Raw genomic sequence first — 15,536 nt, 5'->3', positions numbered from 1 at the left:
GGTTGTAATCGGTGTGTGGCTCGTGTCTTTGGTAGTGCATAAATATAACAAGCGGTTCAATTCGTTCCAGCTGCGAAAAACGCAGCTTTCACTGGGACAGGCTACGCGTTGCTCCGCTTGCCTATTAACCGGACGTTAGCCTCTAAGCCATGAATAAATTCTTAGTAGTCTTAGCTCTATTGATATGCTCGCCAAGTGGGCTGGCAAGCTGCTGGATTGAATATACGAAGAAAACATTATCTGAAAGAATAGAAGAGTCGAATTTTACCTTTCGTGGAGAGGTTCAATATCGAAAGGCTATCGTATCGCAAGAAAAGGGGCATGAAGAAAGAATAGAGTCTATTGAAGTTCTATTTGATAAGGTCGAAGATCTTAATGGAAATAGGATTGAAAAAATCTATCTAAAGCTTGATACAGCCTGTACGTGCAAATACGACTTTCAAGTCGGGGTAAGATATGTGGTTATCGGAGATAAGTCAGGCGCTCGGATTTCGGTTCAGAATTGTAATAATATCCTTACGGAGCAAATCTATGAGTTGCATCAGAAGTTCGAGCTTGGTGGCAAAGGCTAACAAGTAGGTGATGTTCGCTCCAGCCACTGCGTGGCTTCCATATGCCGCTTATGACTATGCCCATTCATATAATAAGAACACGAAGATCAAGCCAGTGAAGGTCGAGTTCTCTGAGTCGGTGGTAATTGATATAACAGGCTATGAGAAAGAACATGCCATCGATTGGCTCCCTGAGCCTTACTACAAATTAGAGGGAAGTTCTGCTGTAGTAGTTTACGGCAACTATATCGATGAGCTGTTTCTTTTGAAGCAAAATGGTATTTTAAAAGCTCGTGGGGACTTTCAGTAAAAAGCTAACAAGTGACTATGGTTGTTCGTCAAGTTATTAAGCCATACTTTCATCCCAGTAGGTGTTATTTTTCACCATCGTATTCAGGATCGTAATCTGCTTTCTCATGCAGGCAATCAGAGCGACCTTTTTAGGTTTGCCAGCGTCGACTAATCGCTTGTACATCGGCTTTAGTTTGGGATGATGTTGTATGGCAGACATAATGGAAACAAATAGAACCGACGTACACGATGCCTTCCACCCCGAATATATCTCTTTCCCTGGAAGCTGCCGCTATCACGGTTCATCGGGGCGATACCGACAATTGCAGCGATTTCTTTACGGTTCAATTTTCCTAGCTCGGGAAGTTCACTCATTAACGTATAAGCCAATACATTTCCGACCCCTTTAGCACTCAACAATAGGTCGCGCCTTTGCCGCCACTCAGACACACTGTTAACCAGTTTATCCAGTTGCTTGTCGATACCTTGTAGCTCTTTTTTGATGGTGTTTAGAATGGTCTGTATAGGTTTGTGTACTGATTTCGGCATTCTCTGAAGCCGATTCTTTTGCATTGTGCTCATCTCTAAACACTGACTTCTTACCGCCAGTAAGTCACTGATCTCCCTAAGCTTTTCTGGTTTTAGTGCCGACAGCCTTGGATTCATGGCCTCACCAAAATGTGCAATATCCATTGCATCTAGCTTGTCGATTTTGGCGAGACGCCCTGCGGATTTAGCGAAGCTTCTTATCTGAGAAGGATTGCAAACAACAATAGGTAATCCTGCTTTGTCGGCGGCGCAAACAAACTCTAACTCGAGTCTTCCCGTAGACTCTATTAATACTCTTTGAGGTTTAAGAGGTTGAAGTTGTTTAATGGCATCCTTAATGCCACTTTTATCATTGGCAACACTAAAAAACTGGCCAGTAGGTCTCACATAAATATCGAGTTGTTTACTGCTGGTATCGATACCGACATTGATCTCTTGAGGTTCCATAAGATAAGCTATCTCCGCCTTGCTATTCGGGCTCGAGGCCCACATGACTATCCGAGTTATGCCTAGTGAGTGCTTATCGCGTTCATACTTGTTATCGGTCTTTTACGAACCGGCCAGGCAGCGAACTGTGATAAACAATTCCTTCGGTGGCCGCCGAAGGTGGGTCTCAATTTACCCGTTAGCGAAAAGGATTTTCAACATCAGAATCGGGCAAGAACAACCATACAAGCAATGGCAGCATTGTCTAGACTATGAGAGATAAACGAGCCATATTTGCGACAGTTGAACTCTGGTATTGCGAACACAAAGGCATTCTGTTCGCAATCTTGGTTACGCTGGGAGTTGGAGTGCTCTTCCTATATGTCGGTTTTCCTAAAAGCACTGAGCTTGTTTCAGGTGTCGCGCATGCTCAGGTTTATGGTGGCAGCCAAACTGGAAATGATCCTAAACTCTTGGTCAAATTAGCTAACGGCAACTTAGCTCATGTGGGGGTAAGCTCTCCTGGCCAAGTAAAAATAGGCTCAGAGCTGTGCCTATATAAAAAGACAAGTCATGCAGGAACAGTACATTTTTCAATTAAGGCAGTAGGTAAATGCACATAATAAAATTAGACATGTGACGTTTGCTGCGCGGCCGCACATATTAAAGGTGTTAAGGTTCTCCATGAATAAGCTCATGACTCTATTGTTACTAAGTACAATACTTGCTTAGCTCAGGATCTAGTAGGCACCTGGGAGGGTAGGAGTGGGGGCATATTTGGTGGTGAGTCAGGCTGGGACGAGTGTGAGTTTACATATAACAACACTTTTAAGTGTACAAAACATCCAAAACTAGGCTGTTTGGTTTTACCTTTTGAAGGAGCTTGGGAGTTAATAGGTAACACTCTCATTCTTCGCTTGGATGGTTCTTATATGGTAAAGGCTCATATTGCCGAGATTGATAAGGGTTTCTTTAGAGGGCTGGTAGAAAATGGCAATAAATTTACGTTTAGCAGGCAAAAGCCTTAACAAGTGACTATGGTTACTCGTCAAGTTTTTAAGCCATACTTTCATCCCAATAGGTGTTATTTTTCACCATCGTATTCAGGATGGTAATCTGCTTTCTCATGCAGGCAATCAGAGCAACCTTTTTAGGTTTGCCAGCGTCGACTAATCGCTTATACATCGGCTTTAATTTGGGATGATGCTGAATGGCTGACATGATGGAGACAAACAAAACTGTTCGTACACGATGCCTTCCTCCTCGAATATATCTCTTTCCCTGGAAGCTGCCGCTATCACGGTTCATCGGAGCGATACCTACAAGTGCAGCGATTTCTTTACGGTTCAATTTTCCTAGTTCGGGAAGTTCACTCATCAGCGTATAAGCCAATACATTTCCGACCCCTTTGGCACTCAACAATAGGTCGCGCCTTTGCCGCCACTCAGACACACTGTTAACCAGTTTATCCAGTTGCTTGTCGATACCTTGTAACTCTTTCTTGATGGTGTTTAGAATGGTCTGGATAGGTTTGTGTACTGATTTCGGCATCCTCTGAAGCCGATTCTTTTGCATTGTACTCATCTCTAAACACTGACTTCTTACAGCCAGTAAGTCACTGATCTCCCTAAGCTTTACTGGCTTTAGCTCCGATAGTCTTGGCTTCATGGCCTCACCAAAATGTGCAATATCCATTGCATCTAGCTTGTCAGTTTTGGCGAGGCGCCCTGCGGATTTAGCGAAGCTTCTTATCTGTGAAGGGTTGCAAACAACAACAGGTAATCCTGCTCTGTCAGCGGCGCAAACAAACTCTAATTCGAGTCTTCCTGTAGACTCTATTAATACTCTTTGAGGTTTAAGAGGTTGTAATTGTTTAATGGCATCCTTAATGCCATTTTTATCATTGGCAACACTAAAGAATTGGCCAGTAGGTCTCACATAAATATCGAGTTGTTTACTGCTGGTATCGATACCGACATTGATCTCTTGAGGTTCCATAAGATAAGCTATCTCCGCCTTGCTATTCGGGCTCGAGGCCCACATGACTATCCGAGTTATGCCTAGTGAGTGCTTATCACGTTCATACTTGTTATCGGTCTTTTACGAACCAGTCAAGCAGCGAACTGTGATAAACAAGGCCTTCGGTGGCCGCCGAAGGTGGGTCTCAATTTACCCGTTAACGAAAAGGATTTTCAACATCAGAATCAGACAAGAGCAATCATACAAGGCAATGTAGCTGACGTTTTACTTTGTGCGTTTTTTATACCGTTACTACGTTCCAATATGCATGTTAAATGTTCACTAAACAAGCCGCCGCTGATCTTAACGTTTTGAGAATAAGAACATGAAGAGCATTCCAATAATATTCACTCTCACTATTTCTCTCATGTCCGGAATTGCGTCGGCAACAATAATTTATGTAAAGTCAAATTATCCTTTAGAGGCACTTAAAAATTGCATAGAGGGTTGGGTAGAGTTCGAAGTGACGGTAATGCCTGATGGTTTTTTTGAAAATGTTAAAATCATAGATTCTAATCCTGAAGGTGTATTTGATGAGGCAGCTAGAAAAGCTCTTATGAAATACAAGTTAGTGCCTAGGGAGTTAATAGGTGTAACTGCCCCAGTTCATGGCGTGAAGCGCAAAATAAGCTACAATCTGGACGGCGAGTGTATACGGAAATAACAATCACAGGCAGCGAGTTTGCGGCCCTATGGGTCTCCGCAAGGTGTTAAGTGGTACAAGGGGAGCAAATGAAATCATTCATAATTAATTTTTTCGGCCTAGTGGGGTCTTGGTATTTGATCGATCTTAGTTCCGAAAATTTGCTTAACTCAGTTTTTGCCCCGTTAGTATTCACTGGCTTCCTAATTTCCAGTGTGCTGTGGTTTATTGTAAAGTTTGGAATAACTCAGGGCTCTAGCTCTGGCGCTTACCTTGGCAGTGGATATTCAGGAAATATTGGTGGTGGAGATGGAGGCGACGGTGATGGTGGGTGTTAAATCACTGAACAAGCACATATTATTCGCCGCTATCGTAGGGCTTAAACTACACTTTACCCACCGTAAATGCGAGCGTTATGTAAATACTCTGTAATCGAGTAACCATTGATAGCTATGTCTTCAATTTCGAAAAATAAAGAAGAATTAATCTCGTCAATTGAAAATTCTTATGAAAATTTATTTGCTGATTATATGGGGGTCCCCAAGGAGCTTTCGAGAGAGATTGGTGTCGAAGGTAATATAAAAAATACAGAAATAAGCGTTTCTGATACTATTTCATACCTGATCGGTTGGGGAAATCTTGTCCTAAAATGGCATGAGCTTAGGGTAAATAATCTCGAAGTAGATTTTCCAGAAAAAGGTTACAGCTGGAATGAGCTTGGGAAGCTAGCGCAGCACTTTCATGCATCCTATAAGGATTGGTCTTATAAACAGTTGCTGACAGAATTCCAGTTTACAATACAAAAAATACTAAAGCTTGTAGACTCATTGAGCAATGATGAACTTTATGGGCACAGTTGGTATAAAAGTTACACTCTTGGGAGGATGATCCAGTTTAATACCTCATCTCCAATGAAAAATATCCGCACAAAGGTGCGCAGGTTTAAGAGGCAGAATAATATCAAGTAAATTCATACAACCTGTAAACCCAGATAACGCCTAAGAAATACCTAATTTAAGTGTTTTGTTCGAGGTGAAGAGTGAATAGTGAAACAAAAAACGTACTGCTAAGTGCATATACAGCTATAGGGCTTCCTATATCAGGTATTTTGCTTTTTTTTTGCATATATTCTTACAGACAAGACAGTGCCTAGCGTTCAAGATTATGTAACTGCTACGATATGTGTATTTGTTAGCTTAAGTAGTATTTATCTATATAAGAAATTGAGCACTAGAGAATCTAACCCACCGTTAACTATTCGTACTGCGATTAATGGTGTTTTGTATATTGTAGCAGTAATAGTAATTACAAGTATCATATGGTAATCCTCCTACACAACAAGGGGTTCCAGTCGACACCCAAAGCTACGCACTTTTGAGTGTAAGGTTACTGCGCTCCCCTTAATACACAAGTGGCGCTTCGCTCCTGGCGCGCCTGAATCCGACATTATGAGCTAAACGAGCTATGTTTAAGCATGTTATAAAATTTTTATTTTTAGCGCTTTGTGGTGAAGCTATGGCCTATGGCCTACCTAAAAATACTGAAGTAACACGAGCAAATGCAGACTTGCTGTCTATTAAGTTGGAAAAAATAGATTCTGGAAGTGTTGATACTTTTCTATATCAGCTTGAGTTTGCTAACAAACTCGAAAGTTGCTTAGCGGGACGGGTTCAAACCTTCCTATTGATTGATAAAAAGGAAATTTCAAGCTCTTCTATGGATTATAAAGTCGGCAGTGAGCAACCCAGTGTTTTACTTCATATGCCCGCATCGGGTTATGATATGGCGATAACTATCCAGTATTGCTGCTCAGAGGGAGTATCCCCCAGCTGTAAACAATCACTCTCAATCAGTTCGCTCATTGGGATTACGTCGCAATGAGAGGTTCTCATAGCAAGTGACAATGGTTGTTCGTCAATTTTTTAAGCCATACTTTCATCCCAGTAGGTGTTATTTTTCATGGTCGTATTTGGGGGGGGAGTCTGCTTTCTCCGTGCACAAAAAAACTCTAATTCGAGTCTTTCTTTAGACTCTGCTAATATTCTTTGAGATTGAGTGGAATCCTTAATGGCTTAATGAAATTTTTATTGGTGACGCTAAAGAATTGGCCTGTAGATCTCACATGAATATCGAGTTATTTATTGCCGGTATCAATTCTGACATTGATCTATTGAGGTTTCATACGATAAGGTATCTCCACCTTGCTATTCGGGTTTGAGGTCCATATAACTATCTGAGTTGTGCCTTGCGGATATCTGTCACGTTCGTACTCTTTAATGGTCTATATAAACTAATCGGTTCAGCAGTGAACTGTGACTAACAAGGTCTTCGGTGGCCACCGAAGATGGCTCCCAATTTACCCGTTAGCGAAAAGTACTTTCAATATCAGAATCGGGTAAGAACAACCACACAAGGCGCTGTCACCGGCTCCAGCGCGAATGTGTCTCTGTGGGTGAACTTAGCGTTATGAGGAAACTATGGTAACTCCAATAATTATTCTTTTACTGTTGTCTAGTCCCTTAGGTATCTCTTTTATTTATTCAAAGTTTAGCGGCAAGCCTCTGAATGTTAAAAAGTACGCCTATTGGGGATTGGGAATAACCTTCATATTCTTCTGCGTTGGGCACTTTGTTAAAACGGAGGGCATGGTGGAAATGTTACCGTCTTGGGTTCCTTTTCGCCTAGCGATAATCTATCTCACCGGATTGATTGAGCTATTGATAGGTATTGCTCTTTTTGTGCCAAGATATCAGCTCCATGCTGCATGGCTTGCTATTGTAGTTTTCGTTATTTTCTTTCCTGCAAATATTTATGCGGCATTAAACGGTATTGGTCTTGGTGGGCATCAATGGGGGCCTGTTTATTTGTTATTACGTGCGCCACTGCAAATCATACTAATTGCGTGGGCATATTTTCTGTGTGCGAAAGGTCATAACAATTTAAGGCTGTCGACCACTAATTCAGTCGGCTGATTGAAGTGTTGTGTGTAAGGTCTGCCCAAGCTTTAGTAAATCAAATCAAATCAAATCAAACAGACGCGCTAAAGCACACATGTGTTTGAATTGTTATATTTTTAAAAAGGTCGGATGAAATATAGAACATTATTTGCGGTAGGTTTTTTTGTTGGGTGTGTAGTTCCGATTTCTTGGTGGGTTGTGATTTTTACTCAACTGAGTGGTTTGATAAAATCAATCATATTGGTTGTCGCTGCTTTGATCATGATAACTTCGATGTTTATTTCAAGTAAGGAAATAGGCGAACCGTTTCGGTTTAGTAAAATTTACAAAAGCAGATGGAAGCCCAAGCTTAAACGTTTTCAAAATTTTGGTGTTTTATCACTAGGAATCAATACTCCTATATTCATGTGGGTTGTTTTTTCAATTATTTGGAGTAAAGCATAACAAATTGCTGAATCCTATGTTCTGTTCGCTTTGTGCTGTAGACCAAAGCAGCTTTATCCCGGTGATGGCCTGAGTAAAGCGTTGCGCTTATGAGTAGGTCTATGCTACAACTCAGATATGTGTAATCGGGAGGAATAAAAGATGATGAGTTCTTTGGAGATAGCAGAGTATTATTTCAAACTCTCAAACGAAAGTAACTTTGATGAAATCACAAAACTATTTTGTGAAAGCTCCACATTCAGGTCAGGAAAAGGAGATCTATTCTTAGGTGTGAATGACATCATGTCTATGCAGAGACTTCATCATGGTATGTTTTCAAAGCTTGAGTGGGAAGTATGCAGTGTTACAGAAACCAAACCCGGGATAGTTCATTTCAACTTTAACTTTACAGGTGAAACACATGCTGGAGAGAAAGTAGAGTATTCCGGTTTGGAAGATGTGGTTGTATATGGTGGTAAAATTCAGCACGTTCAAATACAGCGTCTGTGATGCCTTATAATCCCATGTCATGCAACCTATCTTTTGCTGCATGCATGGGTCAAAATCAGGCAAGTGAAACCATGTAAGTTAAAGCATGAAGCTTTGAAAAGCTGGCCTCGTTTTGCCCACCAAAAGCCTCCAGCTTCATAAGTCCGGTGTTTGAGATGTTAATAAAAAGACTAGCCTGCCTTTAGTAGGTATTCGGTATCGTTAGGTTTAATTGGAAGTTAATAGAAATTTTTGCGGGGAGATCTTTCACCCGTTAAAGCTGGAGAAGTGTTTAAAGTACTTCTCCAGTTTTTCTTAGGCTGCCAATCAGCATTTCGCAAATTATTAGCTCACAAAGTGATGGTGTTCTGCTAAAGAGTATATGGTTTATGGTTTGATTAGATGGAGCCTAATCAATCCATACCCTGGTATAAACCCGCTTCTGATCCGGAGTATCAATAAATCCATCCCGATCATGTAGGACTTTGGTGTTGTCAACGAAGACCATATCTCCAGAGTTCATGTAGAAGCTTAATGTATTCTCCGCACTGTTTAATTCCTTATCTAGTATATCCAGAGCCTTAAGTACTTCTTTTGATAAAGGCTGGTTCACGCGCTGATGGCCTTTCTCAATCCAGTACCGCATATAACGAATACTGAGCTTTTCGTTTGAATATTCGAAAATAGGAAAACAGTTCTCAAGTATGCTTTTTATGTTTTTGTCACTGCCTGGAGTAACTAAATCTCTAATATAGTTTTTGTACAGGATCTCTAGTTTTTGTGGAGCAGTTTTTCGCAAGTTTTCATGAACTTGAGCCGCAGAGACGATTTTCGATTTTCCACCCTCAACTGCCGGAGTAAGGCAGCATAATCCAAGTATCTTTGGTTGTACGGTACGTTGTGAGCTATCAGTATGGACGCCAGTGGGTGAATTTGTCTGAGACACAGGAATAGCTTCGCTAGTGTAGTCTTTTCCTGTGTCGAGAATCCCATAAAGCCGGCCATAAGTATCTATAGTATTGCCCATTGCCAGGCTAAGCTTTAGAAATAGTAGGTTAAGCGTTGGCTTGCTTAATGATTCCTCGCCTTGTATCCATGCCACACCACTACCATGCTCTATTTCATGTTTTATCTGGTTGGCAAGTTGGTCGAATTCAGGTGTGGCAACTGATTCTTGGGTCAGATTTTCAATCGGGTTGTTTTGTTGTTTGGCCCAGCTCTCCAAAGCCTCGACTTCAGATTTCCAGTTTGAAGGCCACAGAAACTTCCAGTTGGAAGTTGCGGTCATATCATTAGCAGTCCAGGCTTGAGTTTGAACTACTTCACTTGGGGCTAAGTTAGTCATTTACTTGCACCTTAAATAATACGTGTAGTGGATAGCCGGCTAGTGGTGAGAAAAAATCTGGATCTAGGTCGAGGTGCTCTTGAGTCACTGAGAGTTCTTGAACAGTTGGCAGGGATTTAAAACCAGCTTGTGCCAGAGCTTCAAAATAGTGTGAAAAATTTTTATGCACGCATCGTACTGAAACTGGCTTGCCGTCTCTGCGCCATATTTTCCCTTCAAATGTTTGATCTATGCCATCTAAATAAGTCAAGTTGCCGTGTTGAAAGTAGAATGGAGGAACTTCTTCCCTCATGAACGGAAGGCAAGGGTGAGGCACTGTAAAAATAAAGGTGCCCCCTTTATTTAATAGACTCTTGACCTTACTTATGGCCTTTGTCATTTCTTCTATGGTTAGATAGTTGAAAAGAAATACAGCAATAGCATGGTCAAACTTTTCTCTAGGAAATTCTGTAAATGTAACGGCATTTCCAACTGCATATTCTGCTTTCGTCAAATTTCCAGCAGAAGCTGTTTCCTTTGCCTGGGAAATCATCTCTGAGGAAGAGTCAACACCAAAGATTGAACCTGCTCCCTTATCAAGTAGCATCCTGGATACATAGCCTTCACCGCAGCCCATATCCAATATGTTTTTCCCGGAGATATCTCCGATTGCTTCCAAAACTTTGGGGCGAGCGGTGAAATCACTGAGTAGGATTTTCTCAGAGCGATTCCAGCTATGAGCTTGTTTGTTATAGATGGTTTCAGTTGATAGTGGTAAGTTCATCCCGAACTGCTCCTTCAATTTTAGGGATAAAGTATGCTATGCAGTGGTGTGTATATTGGTGTTTACTACATGGCTGGTGAAATTTTAGGTATTTGCGGCTTTAATTATTTAAGTTTAATTGCTGTTTTGATAAGGCCGGCGTTTTAAATATATAAAGTTAGTCGTTCCCAGGAAATCCACTTGGTGTTTTGTTGTATTCTGCAGCTTGTTTTGCGTGGGCATGCTGGCAGTTTTTTATTGTTTGATTTTGTTGCTTGGTTAATTGTGCAAAGCTGGAGGAGGAGCCTCAAAGTCTTTTTGTTGAGATAGAATATTCATAGCTCACATTTTATTTATATTATTCATGCCGCTCAGGCTAGCAGTACTTTTGTTTTTAGAATTGATATATGTCAAATAAAACTAATTTTTTGGGGTTGAATTTAATGGATTAAATTCGCTTTAGGATGCTGTTTAGATAGGGGGTAATGTAATCAGGAGTATGTTTTAGCTTGTTGTATTCAATTCTCTTAGGTTGGATTGATGTGCTTGATTAGCGGCGCCTCTAGTTCCCCATATTCTTGGCGCCTCGATTCTTAGGTTAATTTTTTAGAATATCTCTTCCTTAGCTAATCTGATGTTGTTGTGGTTTTGATCCTGTTGGCGTCTAGGCATCTTGTTAAGCGTGATTTGATATGAGAGCAACCGCGATTGATTCTGTCGTTTTTTGCGATATTTTTAGTACTTCAGCAATGCGGAAGATTTTCTCGGATGAACAGCGTGTTCAGCGCTATCTCGATGTTGAAGCGGCGCTGGCCAAAGTACAGGCCCGGTTAAAAATAATCCCTGCAGAGGCTGCAGAGGACATTACTCAACACTGTGACGCCAAGCAGATAGATTTTGTAAAGCTCAAGGAGCAAACGGAGCTGATTGGTTATCCGGTGCTGGGTGTTGTAGAGCAGCTAGTGGCACTGTGTAGTCGAGATTTAGGTCAGTGGTGTCATTGGGGGGCTACTACTCAAGATATTACGGATACGGCAACCGTCTTACAGATTAGGGCGGCGCTTGAAATTGTTGAGACGGAGGTCAATGGGATAGCAGATGCTTTAGCGAGCCTGGCCAAGCGTTTCAGGGATACGCCTATGGTTGGGCGCAGTAATCTTCAACAGGCGGTACCTATAACGTTCGGCTACAAGGCGGCTGTTTGGTTGGCTGGTATTCATCGCCATCAAACGCGCTTAAAAGAGATAAAGTCTCGGGCGTTTGTAGGGGAATTTGGTGGTGCGGCGGGTAATCTTTCTTCCCTGGGGCATCAGGGGCTAGAAGTTCAAAGAGGAATTATGCAGGAACTCGATCTCGGAGTCCCTTGTATCGCCTGGCATACGATGAGAGATCGCGTTACCGAAGTGGCTTGTCTATTGGGGCTGATTACTGGCACCTTGGGAAAAATAGCCTTCGATATAAAACTAATGGCACAGACAGAAGTCGGGGAGGTGGCGGAGCCTCTTATATCTGGCCGGGGAGCGTCTAGTACAATGCCCCAAAAGCACAACCCTCTATCAGCAGTTCTTATCAGCGGTACTGTCCCAGTGGTTAGACAGCAGGTTGCCTCTTTGCTGGAAGCGATGGTTGAAGACCATGAGCGGGCTACGGGCCCGTGGGAGATAGAGTGGATTGTTCTGCCGGAAATATTCTGCCTTACCGCATCGATATTATCCCAGGCACGTTTTGCGCTAGAAGGACTTCAGGTATTTCCTGAAAAAATGATGCGAAACTTGGAAATGACAGGAGGTTTAGTGCTCTCTGAGGCTGTAATGATGGGACTGGGACCGAAACTGGGGCGTGAGAATGCCCACGATTTGGTTTACCAGATTTGCTGCCAGGCAATGGAGACGGGTCGTCCTTTTTCTGACTTGTTAAAGGAAGATAAACAGGTGTCGGGGGCTCTCTCTGATGCGGAGTTAGATCAACTTCTTGACCCTCATAACTATCTTGGATCATGCGGGGAGATGGTTGATGCAACGCTTGCTGGAAAAGAGCGCTGACTCAGTAACCTGCCGTTTCCCAATTGTCACTGCTAGCTGCTGTGGATTGATTCTTGTCTCCGCTGCTCTTAATGCAAACTCTCTAAGATTAGAGTCTAAATCTTTATCTTGGCTGGTTTTTATTTTTTCAGTCAACTATTTTTTTTAAATAGATACCTGAAGAAAATTTAGGTTGTTTATTTAAGGATAGGGATTCTATAGCTGGAAGAAACTTAAAAATTAACACAATCAAGAATCGATGCTTATTACTTGTGGTGTAACATATACAGTAATTTATTCGGTTCATGTTGTATTTAAGTGGTGATCTGAAGGGGGGGGTGATGGGCAGGTTTAAACTGGCATTGGCACAGTTGCCGTCAGTGAAAGGAAATATAGAACGCAATATTGAGTCACATATCCATGCTGTAAAAGTCGCAGTAAGGAGAAAGGCCTCTATTGTGGTATTTCCTGAACTTTCTTTAACTGGTTATGAGCCGGATCTGGCTGAACAATTAGCGCTTAAGATCGACGATCCACAGTTAAGCCCTCTAGCGGAGGTGGCAGCTGACAGTGGTGTTTGGCTAGTTGTGGGTGCGCCTATTCGTCAGAAGAATGGTATTGCGATCGGTTCGCTCGTATTTTCTCCTCAGGGTGAGATTTCTGTTTATTTGAAAATACATTTGCATCCAGGAGAAGAAAAATGGTTCGTTCCCGGATCTGAATATCTATCACTGAACATCGAAGGTGAGACCGTAGCTCTGGTTATTTGTGCAGATGTTTGTAACCCAGGTCATGTTGCCACCTATGAAAAGCAGGGGGCTTCAGTTTATGTGGCAGGGGTATTGATTACTCCGATGGGATACCCGGAGGATAGTCAACAGCTGGCAAATTATGCTTTGGAGCACAATTTATTGGTGGCTATTGCGAACTTTAATCAGCCGACAGGTGGTTATTCCACAGCCGGCTGTAGTGCAGCTTGGGGCCCCGAAGGTGAGATTGTCAGCGCGAGTGATACAGCCAGCCAACTAGTTTGCGTTGAGCGTGACGATGAAGGGTGGTGTTCGGAGATTGTGTCTCTTTAATTGTGCAGCTCTATAAATGGTAGTTGCCAATAGCTCCCCTCATTGACTCGCTTCCAGCTCTGCTACTAAAGCTGTCACCAATCCGGCTGCGGGCAGGGCTCGTGCGAGAGGGGCTCCTTGTCCGGCCCATTGAACGGCATAGTCGTCATTGCCCGCTTTTGTAGCTGCTTGAGCCAGGGCTTTGCCTGCGGAGTAAGCGATCGGGTAATCCGGCAGAGGGGGAGCGCCCTTACTTAGTGCTTTATAGAATTGGTTGCTGATACCGCGAGCGGGGCGCCCGGAAATATTGGCGGTAATCTCTGTGTGCTGTGCGCGCTCACTTTGCAAGGCGCTGCGGTAGCTGTCGGAGGCCGCAGATTCCGGACAGAGGACAAATGCGGTTCCCATTTGCACGGCGCTGGCTCCGAGAGATAGTGCAGCGCGAATGCCAGCGCCATCCATAATGCCACCCGCAGCAACGATTGGTAAGCTGCTGTGGCAACACAGCAATCGCACCAAGGCCAGAGTTCCAATTTCCTGGTCGCTCTCTGGGTGGAAGACCCCCCTATGCCCACCAGCTTCAATACCTTGGGCAATTAAAACATCGATACCAGCATCCTCAGCAAGTTTGGCTTCTTGAGGAGAGGTTGCCGTGGCCATCAAGATAATCCCTGCACCTTTTAGTGAGGCGATAAACTCTTCTGACGGTAGGCCAAAGTGGAAGCTGACAACCGGTGGCTTTTGCTCGAGCAAAACTTCCAGCATGGCCTTATTGCTGATAAATGTTGAGTAGGGTTCATTGATCAGCTTGGGAACCGGTGCATCGAAGGCGGCAAAATGTGGGGCGAGATGGGAAAGCCAGGCTTGTTCCCGTTGGGGATCTTTTGTCGGGGGCTGGTGGCAAAAGAGGTTTACATTAAAGGGGTGCTCGGTCTGGTCGTGAGTACAACGAATTTCATCTGCGGCTTTTTCTACTGAGCAGGCGCCGAGTCCAAGTGAGCCGAGTCCTCCTGCATTGGATACAGCGGCGGCGAGAGCGGGTGTGGATACCCCGGCCATGGGTGCTGCAAAAATAGGATGGGAAATTCCGAGTTTTTCGAGTAATGGATTCATGGCCCTGCCTGTGAGTTGCGCTCCCCTTCTGGGCCACCTTAGTGCAGATTGTGCGAGGTAGCTATACCTCGCAGGCGTTACTGCTGCAAAAGTTTTTGGGGAGCGCGAACAGCAATCCTAGGTGGATTGCTTACAGGTGCAGGTTGAAACCGATGTATGGTCCTTTGATTTCAATATCGCTCTGCAAGTCGTCGAGCTCTTCCAGGTCGAGAGTCATTACGCGGTAACCAGCTTCGATAGCAAAGTCGACAGCCGGTACAAAATCCCAGCGCACTTTAGCTGTCAGGTCGGTATGGGTATCGCCACGGTAGGCCGTTGCATTGCCTTGGGCAATTACAGACCAGCCGGTAAATGGAAGATCAAAGCGGGCCATGCCATAGGCCATTGGCAGGTAGCCCGTGAGGTCGACAGTCTCTGCCTGGGTATCGCTCACTGCGGTAAATTCACCGTCATACATACGCGCAGTTAAACCGACATCCAGGTTTACCCAGTTGTCCAAAATTTCGTAGTAAAGGGTGGCGTCGGTATGGGTGAGGTTCAGATCTGTGCGGATTTCTGAATTGGCAGTGAAGGTTTCATCATCAAAAGTAACGGAGGTGGCCAGGGTATCGTCACCGTCGGTATCGATATTACTGTGGGCCAGAAGCACATTGGGCACCAGGGGAATGGGGTGTTCCAGGGCAACCTGCAGGAAGGTAATGTTATCTTCCGAGAGGGACAGGTTATCCAGCTTGTATTCGTCGGTACCGATATTACCGCTATAGCCTGGCAGCCATGCGCCGGCAGTAGCATCAAGGCCGAGGATAGTATCTGCGCTTGCGGTGCCGCAGGCGAGGAGGGTACTCAAGGCAAGTGCGGATTTCTTCATTGACTTCACTCCGTGATGAATTTGTCGCGGAGTTTACA

The 15,536-nt window shown here is 43.6% G+C and carries 16 protein-coding genes and 1 pseudogene; 11 read left to right on the top strand and 6 right to left on the bottom strand.

The genetic code is table 11. From position 1 onward, the window contains the following. Positions 1-149: 149 nt before the first annotated feature. The gene (locus ACYX4J_RS14905) at positions 150-572 is read left to right on the top strand and encodes a hypothetical protein (RefSeq protein ID WP_444932601.1); all 423 of its coding nucleotides are present in this window, start codon (positions 150-152) and stop codon (positions 570-572) included. A 10-nt stretch (positions 573-582) separates the two neighbouring features. Then, positions 583-861 (top strand): hypothetical protein, encoded by a 279-nt coding sequence (locus tag ACYX4J_RS14900; RefSeq protein WP_476176934.1) that lies wholly within the window; start codon positions 583-585, stop codon positions 859-861. Between the two features lie 36 nt (positions 862-897). Here ACYX4J_RS14900 and ACYX4J_RS14895 read toward each other — a convergent pair. Further along, positions 898-1,838, bottom strand: a pseudogene (locus ACYX4J_RS14895) (IS110 family RNA-guided transposase). Positions 1,839-2,089: 251 nt separating this feature from the next. Here ACYX4J_RS14895 and ACYX4J_RS14890 point away from each other — a divergent pair. After that, the gene (locus tag ACYX4J_RS14890) at positions 2,090-2,440 is read left to right on the top strand and encodes a hypothetical protein (RefSeq protein WP_476176933.1); all 351 of its coding nucleotides are present in this window, start codon (positions 2,090-2,092) and stop codon (positions 2,438-2,440) included. A 433-nt stretch (positions 2,441-2,873) separates the two neighbouring features. On the opposite strand, the gene ACYX4J_RS14885 is transcribed toward ACYX4J_RS14890, so the two are convergent. Beyond that, positions 2,874-3,815 (bottom strand): IS110 family RNA-guided transposase, encoded by a 942-nt coding sequence (locus tag ACYX4J_RS14885; RefSeq protein ID WP_445361041.1) that lies wholly within the window; start codon positions 3,813-3,815, stop codon positions 2,874-2,876. A 346-nt stretch (positions 3,816-4,161) separates the two neighbouring features. Here ACYX4J_RS14885 and ACYX4J_RS14880 point away from each other — a divergent pair, with 346 nt between their 5' ends. From ACYX4J_RS14880 to ACYX4J_RS14855, 6 genes are all read left to right on the top strand, one after another. Then, complete coding sequence (locus ACYX4J_RS14880) at positions 4,162-4,500, top strand: energy transducer TonB (RefSeq protein ID WP_476176932.1); 339 nt, start codon at positions 4,162-4,164, stop codon at positions 4,498-4,500. 252 nt (positions 4,501-4,752) lie between these two features. After that, positions 4,753-4,911: a hypothetical protein gene (locus tag ACYX4J_RS14875; RefSeq protein ID WP_476176931.1), complete on the top strand. Its 159-nt coding sequence runs from the start codon at positions 4,753-4,755 to the stop codon at positions 4,909-4,911. Positions 4,912-4,931: 20 nt separating this feature from the next. Next, entirely contained in the window at positions 4,932-5,447 is a 516-nt protein-coding gene (locus tag ACYX4J_RS14870; protein ID WP_476176930.1) for a ClbS/DfsB family four-helix bundle protein, read from the top strand. A gap of 496 nt (positions 5,448-5,943) precedes the next feature. Beyond that, positions 5,944-6,360 (top strand): hypothetical protein, encoded by a 417-nt coding sequence (locus ACYX4J_RS14865; RefSeq protein ID WP_475708428.1) that lies wholly within the window; start codon positions 5,944-5,946, stop codon positions 6,358-6,360. Positions 6,361-6,956: 596 nt separating this feature from the next. Then, entirely contained in the window at positions 6,957-7,451 is a 495-nt protein-coding gene (locus ACYX4J_RS14860) for a DoxX family protein (RefSeq protein WP_475708427.1), read from the top strand. 570 nt (positions 7,452-8,021) lie between these two features. Next, on the top strand, positions 8,022-8,369 hold the full coding sequence (locus ACYX4J_RS14855) for a hypothetical protein (protein WP_444957128.1): 348 nt from the start codon (positions 8,022-8,024) through the stop codon (positions 8,367-8,369). A 388-nt stretch (positions 8,370-8,757) separates the two neighbouring features. Here the strand turns inward: ACYX4J_RS14855 and ACYX4J_RS14850 are convergent, their stop codons facing one another. Both ACYX4J_RS14850 and ACYX4J_RS14845 read right to left on the bottom strand, forming a co-directional pair. After that, positions 8,758-9,693, bottom strand: coding sequence for a TauD/TfdA family dioxygenase (locus ACYX4J_RS14850; RefSeq protein WP_476176929.1), 936 nt, complete (start codon positions 9,691-9,693; stop codon positions 8,758-8,760). Further along, complete coding sequence (locus ACYX4J_RS14845; protein ID WP_476176928.1) at positions 9,686-10,456, bottom strand: class I SAM-dependent methyltransferase; 771 nt, start codon at positions 10,454-10,456, stop codon at positions 9,686-9,688. The genes ACYX4J_RS14850 and ACYX4J_RS14845 overlap by 8 nt, the downstream gene beginning before the upstream one ends. Positions 10,457-11,127: 671 nt before the next feature. Between ACYX4J_RS14845 and pcaB the strand changes: the two genes are divergently transcribed. Together pcaB and ACYX4J_RS14835 are read left to right on the top strand one after the other, a co-directional pair. Next, positions 11,128-12,477: a 3-carboxy-cis,cis-muconate cycloisomerase gene (gene pcaB, locus ACYX4J_RS14840; protein WP_445363683.1), complete on the top strand. Its 1,350-nt coding sequence runs from the start codon at positions 11,128-11,130 to the stop codon at positions 12,475-12,477. A 320-nt stretch (positions 12,478-12,797) separates the two neighbouring features. Continuing rightward, positions 12,798-13,538 carry a carbon-nitrogen hydrolase family protein gene (locus tag ACYX4J_RS14835; protein WP_476176927.1) on the top strand — a complete coding sequence of 247 codons (741 nt, stop codon included), beginning with the start codon at positions 12,798-12,800 and terminating at the stop codon, positions 13,536-13,538. A gap of 39 nt (positions 13,539-13,577) precedes the next feature. Here ACYX4J_RS14835 and ACYX4J_RS14830 read toward each other — a convergent pair whose 3' ends face one another. Together ACYX4J_RS14830 and ACYX4J_RS14825 are read right to left on the bottom strand one after the other, a co-directional pair. Continuing rightward, a complete protein-coding gene (locus ACYX4J_RS14830; protein ID WP_476176926.1) occupies positions 13,578-14,630 on the bottom strand; it encodes an NAD(P)H-dependent flavin oxidoreductase in 1,053 nt (350 codons plus the stop codon). Positions 14,631-14,760: 130 nt separating this feature from the next. Beyond that, positions 14,761-15,498, bottom strand: coding sequence for a TIGR04219 family outer membrane beta-barrel protein (locus ACYX4J_RS14825; protein WP_282931864.1), 738 nt, complete (start codon positions 15,496-15,498; stop codon positions 14,761-14,763). Positions 15,499-15,536: the final 38 nt, after the last annotated feature.

It is taken from the genome of Microbulbifer sp. ABM4_008 (assembly GCF_056311705.1).
This window is presented reverse-complemented; position numbering and strand designations above follow the sequence as displayed.

Excerpts from the sequence above, each read along its gene's own strand:
- ACYX4J_RS14835 (WP_476176927.1), top strand. The coding sequence starts at position 12,798 with ATGGGCAGGTTTAAACTGGCATTGGCACAGTTGCCGTCAGTGAAAGGA.
- ACYX4J_RS14855 (WP_444957128.1), top strand. The coding sequence starts at position 8,022 with ATGATGAGTTCTTTGGAGATAGCAGAGTATTATTTCAAACTCTCAAAC.
- ACYX4J_RS14890 (WP_476176933.1), top strand. The coding sequence starts at position 2,090 with ATGAGAGATAAACGAGCCATATTTGCGACAGTTGAACTCTGGTATTGC.
- ACYX4J_RS14880 (WP_476176932.1), top strand. The coding sequence starts at position 4,162 with ATGAAGAGCATTCCAATAATATTCACTCTCACTATTTCTCTCATGTCC.
- ACYX4J_RS14825 (WP_282931864.1), bottom strand. The coding sequence starts at position 15,498 with ATGAAGAAATCCGCACTTGCCTTGAGTACCCTCCTCGCCTGCGGCACC.
- ACYX4J_RS14900 (WP_476176934.1), top strand. The coding sequence starts at position 583 with ATGTTCGCTCCAGCCACTGCGTGGCTTCCATATGCCGCTTATGACTAT.
- ACYX4J_RS14905 (WP_444932601.1), top strand. The coding sequence starts at position 150 with ATGAATAAATTCTTAGTAGTCTTAGCTCTATTGATATGCTCGCCAAGT.
- ACYX4J_RS14850 (WP_476176929.1), bottom strand. The coding sequence starts at position 9,693 with ATGACTAACTTAGCCCCAAGTGAAGTAGTTCAAACTCAAGCCTGGACT.
- ACYX4J_RS14870 (WP_476176930.1), top strand. The coding sequence starts at position 4,932 with ATGTCTTCAATTTCGAAAAATAAAGAAGAATTAATCTCGTCAATTGAA.
- ACYX4J_RS14865 (WP_475708428.1), top strand. The coding sequence starts at position 5,944 with ATGTTTAAGCATGTTATAAAATTTTTATTTTTAGCGCTTTGTGGTGAA.
- ACYX4J_RS14860 (WP_475708427.1), top strand. The coding sequence starts at position 6,957 with ATGGTAACTCCAATAATTATTCTTTTACTGTTGTCTAGTCCCTTAGGT.
- pcaB (WP_445363683.1), top strand. The coding sequence starts at position 11,128 with ATGAGAGCAACCGCGATTGATTCTGTCGTTTTTTGCGATATTTTTAGT.
- ACYX4J_RS14845 (WP_476176928.1), bottom strand. The coding sequence starts at position 10,456 with ATGAACTTACCACTATCAACTGAAACCATCTATAACAAACAAGCTCAT.
- ACYX4J_RS14830 (WP_476176926.1), bottom strand. The coding sequence starts at position 14,630 with ATGAATCCATTACTCGAAAAACTCGGAATTTCCCATCCTATTTTTGCA.
- ACYX4J_RS14885 (WP_445361041.1), bottom strand. The coding sequence starts at position 3,815 with ATGGAACCTCAAGAGATCAATGTCGGTATCGATACCAGCAGTAAACAA.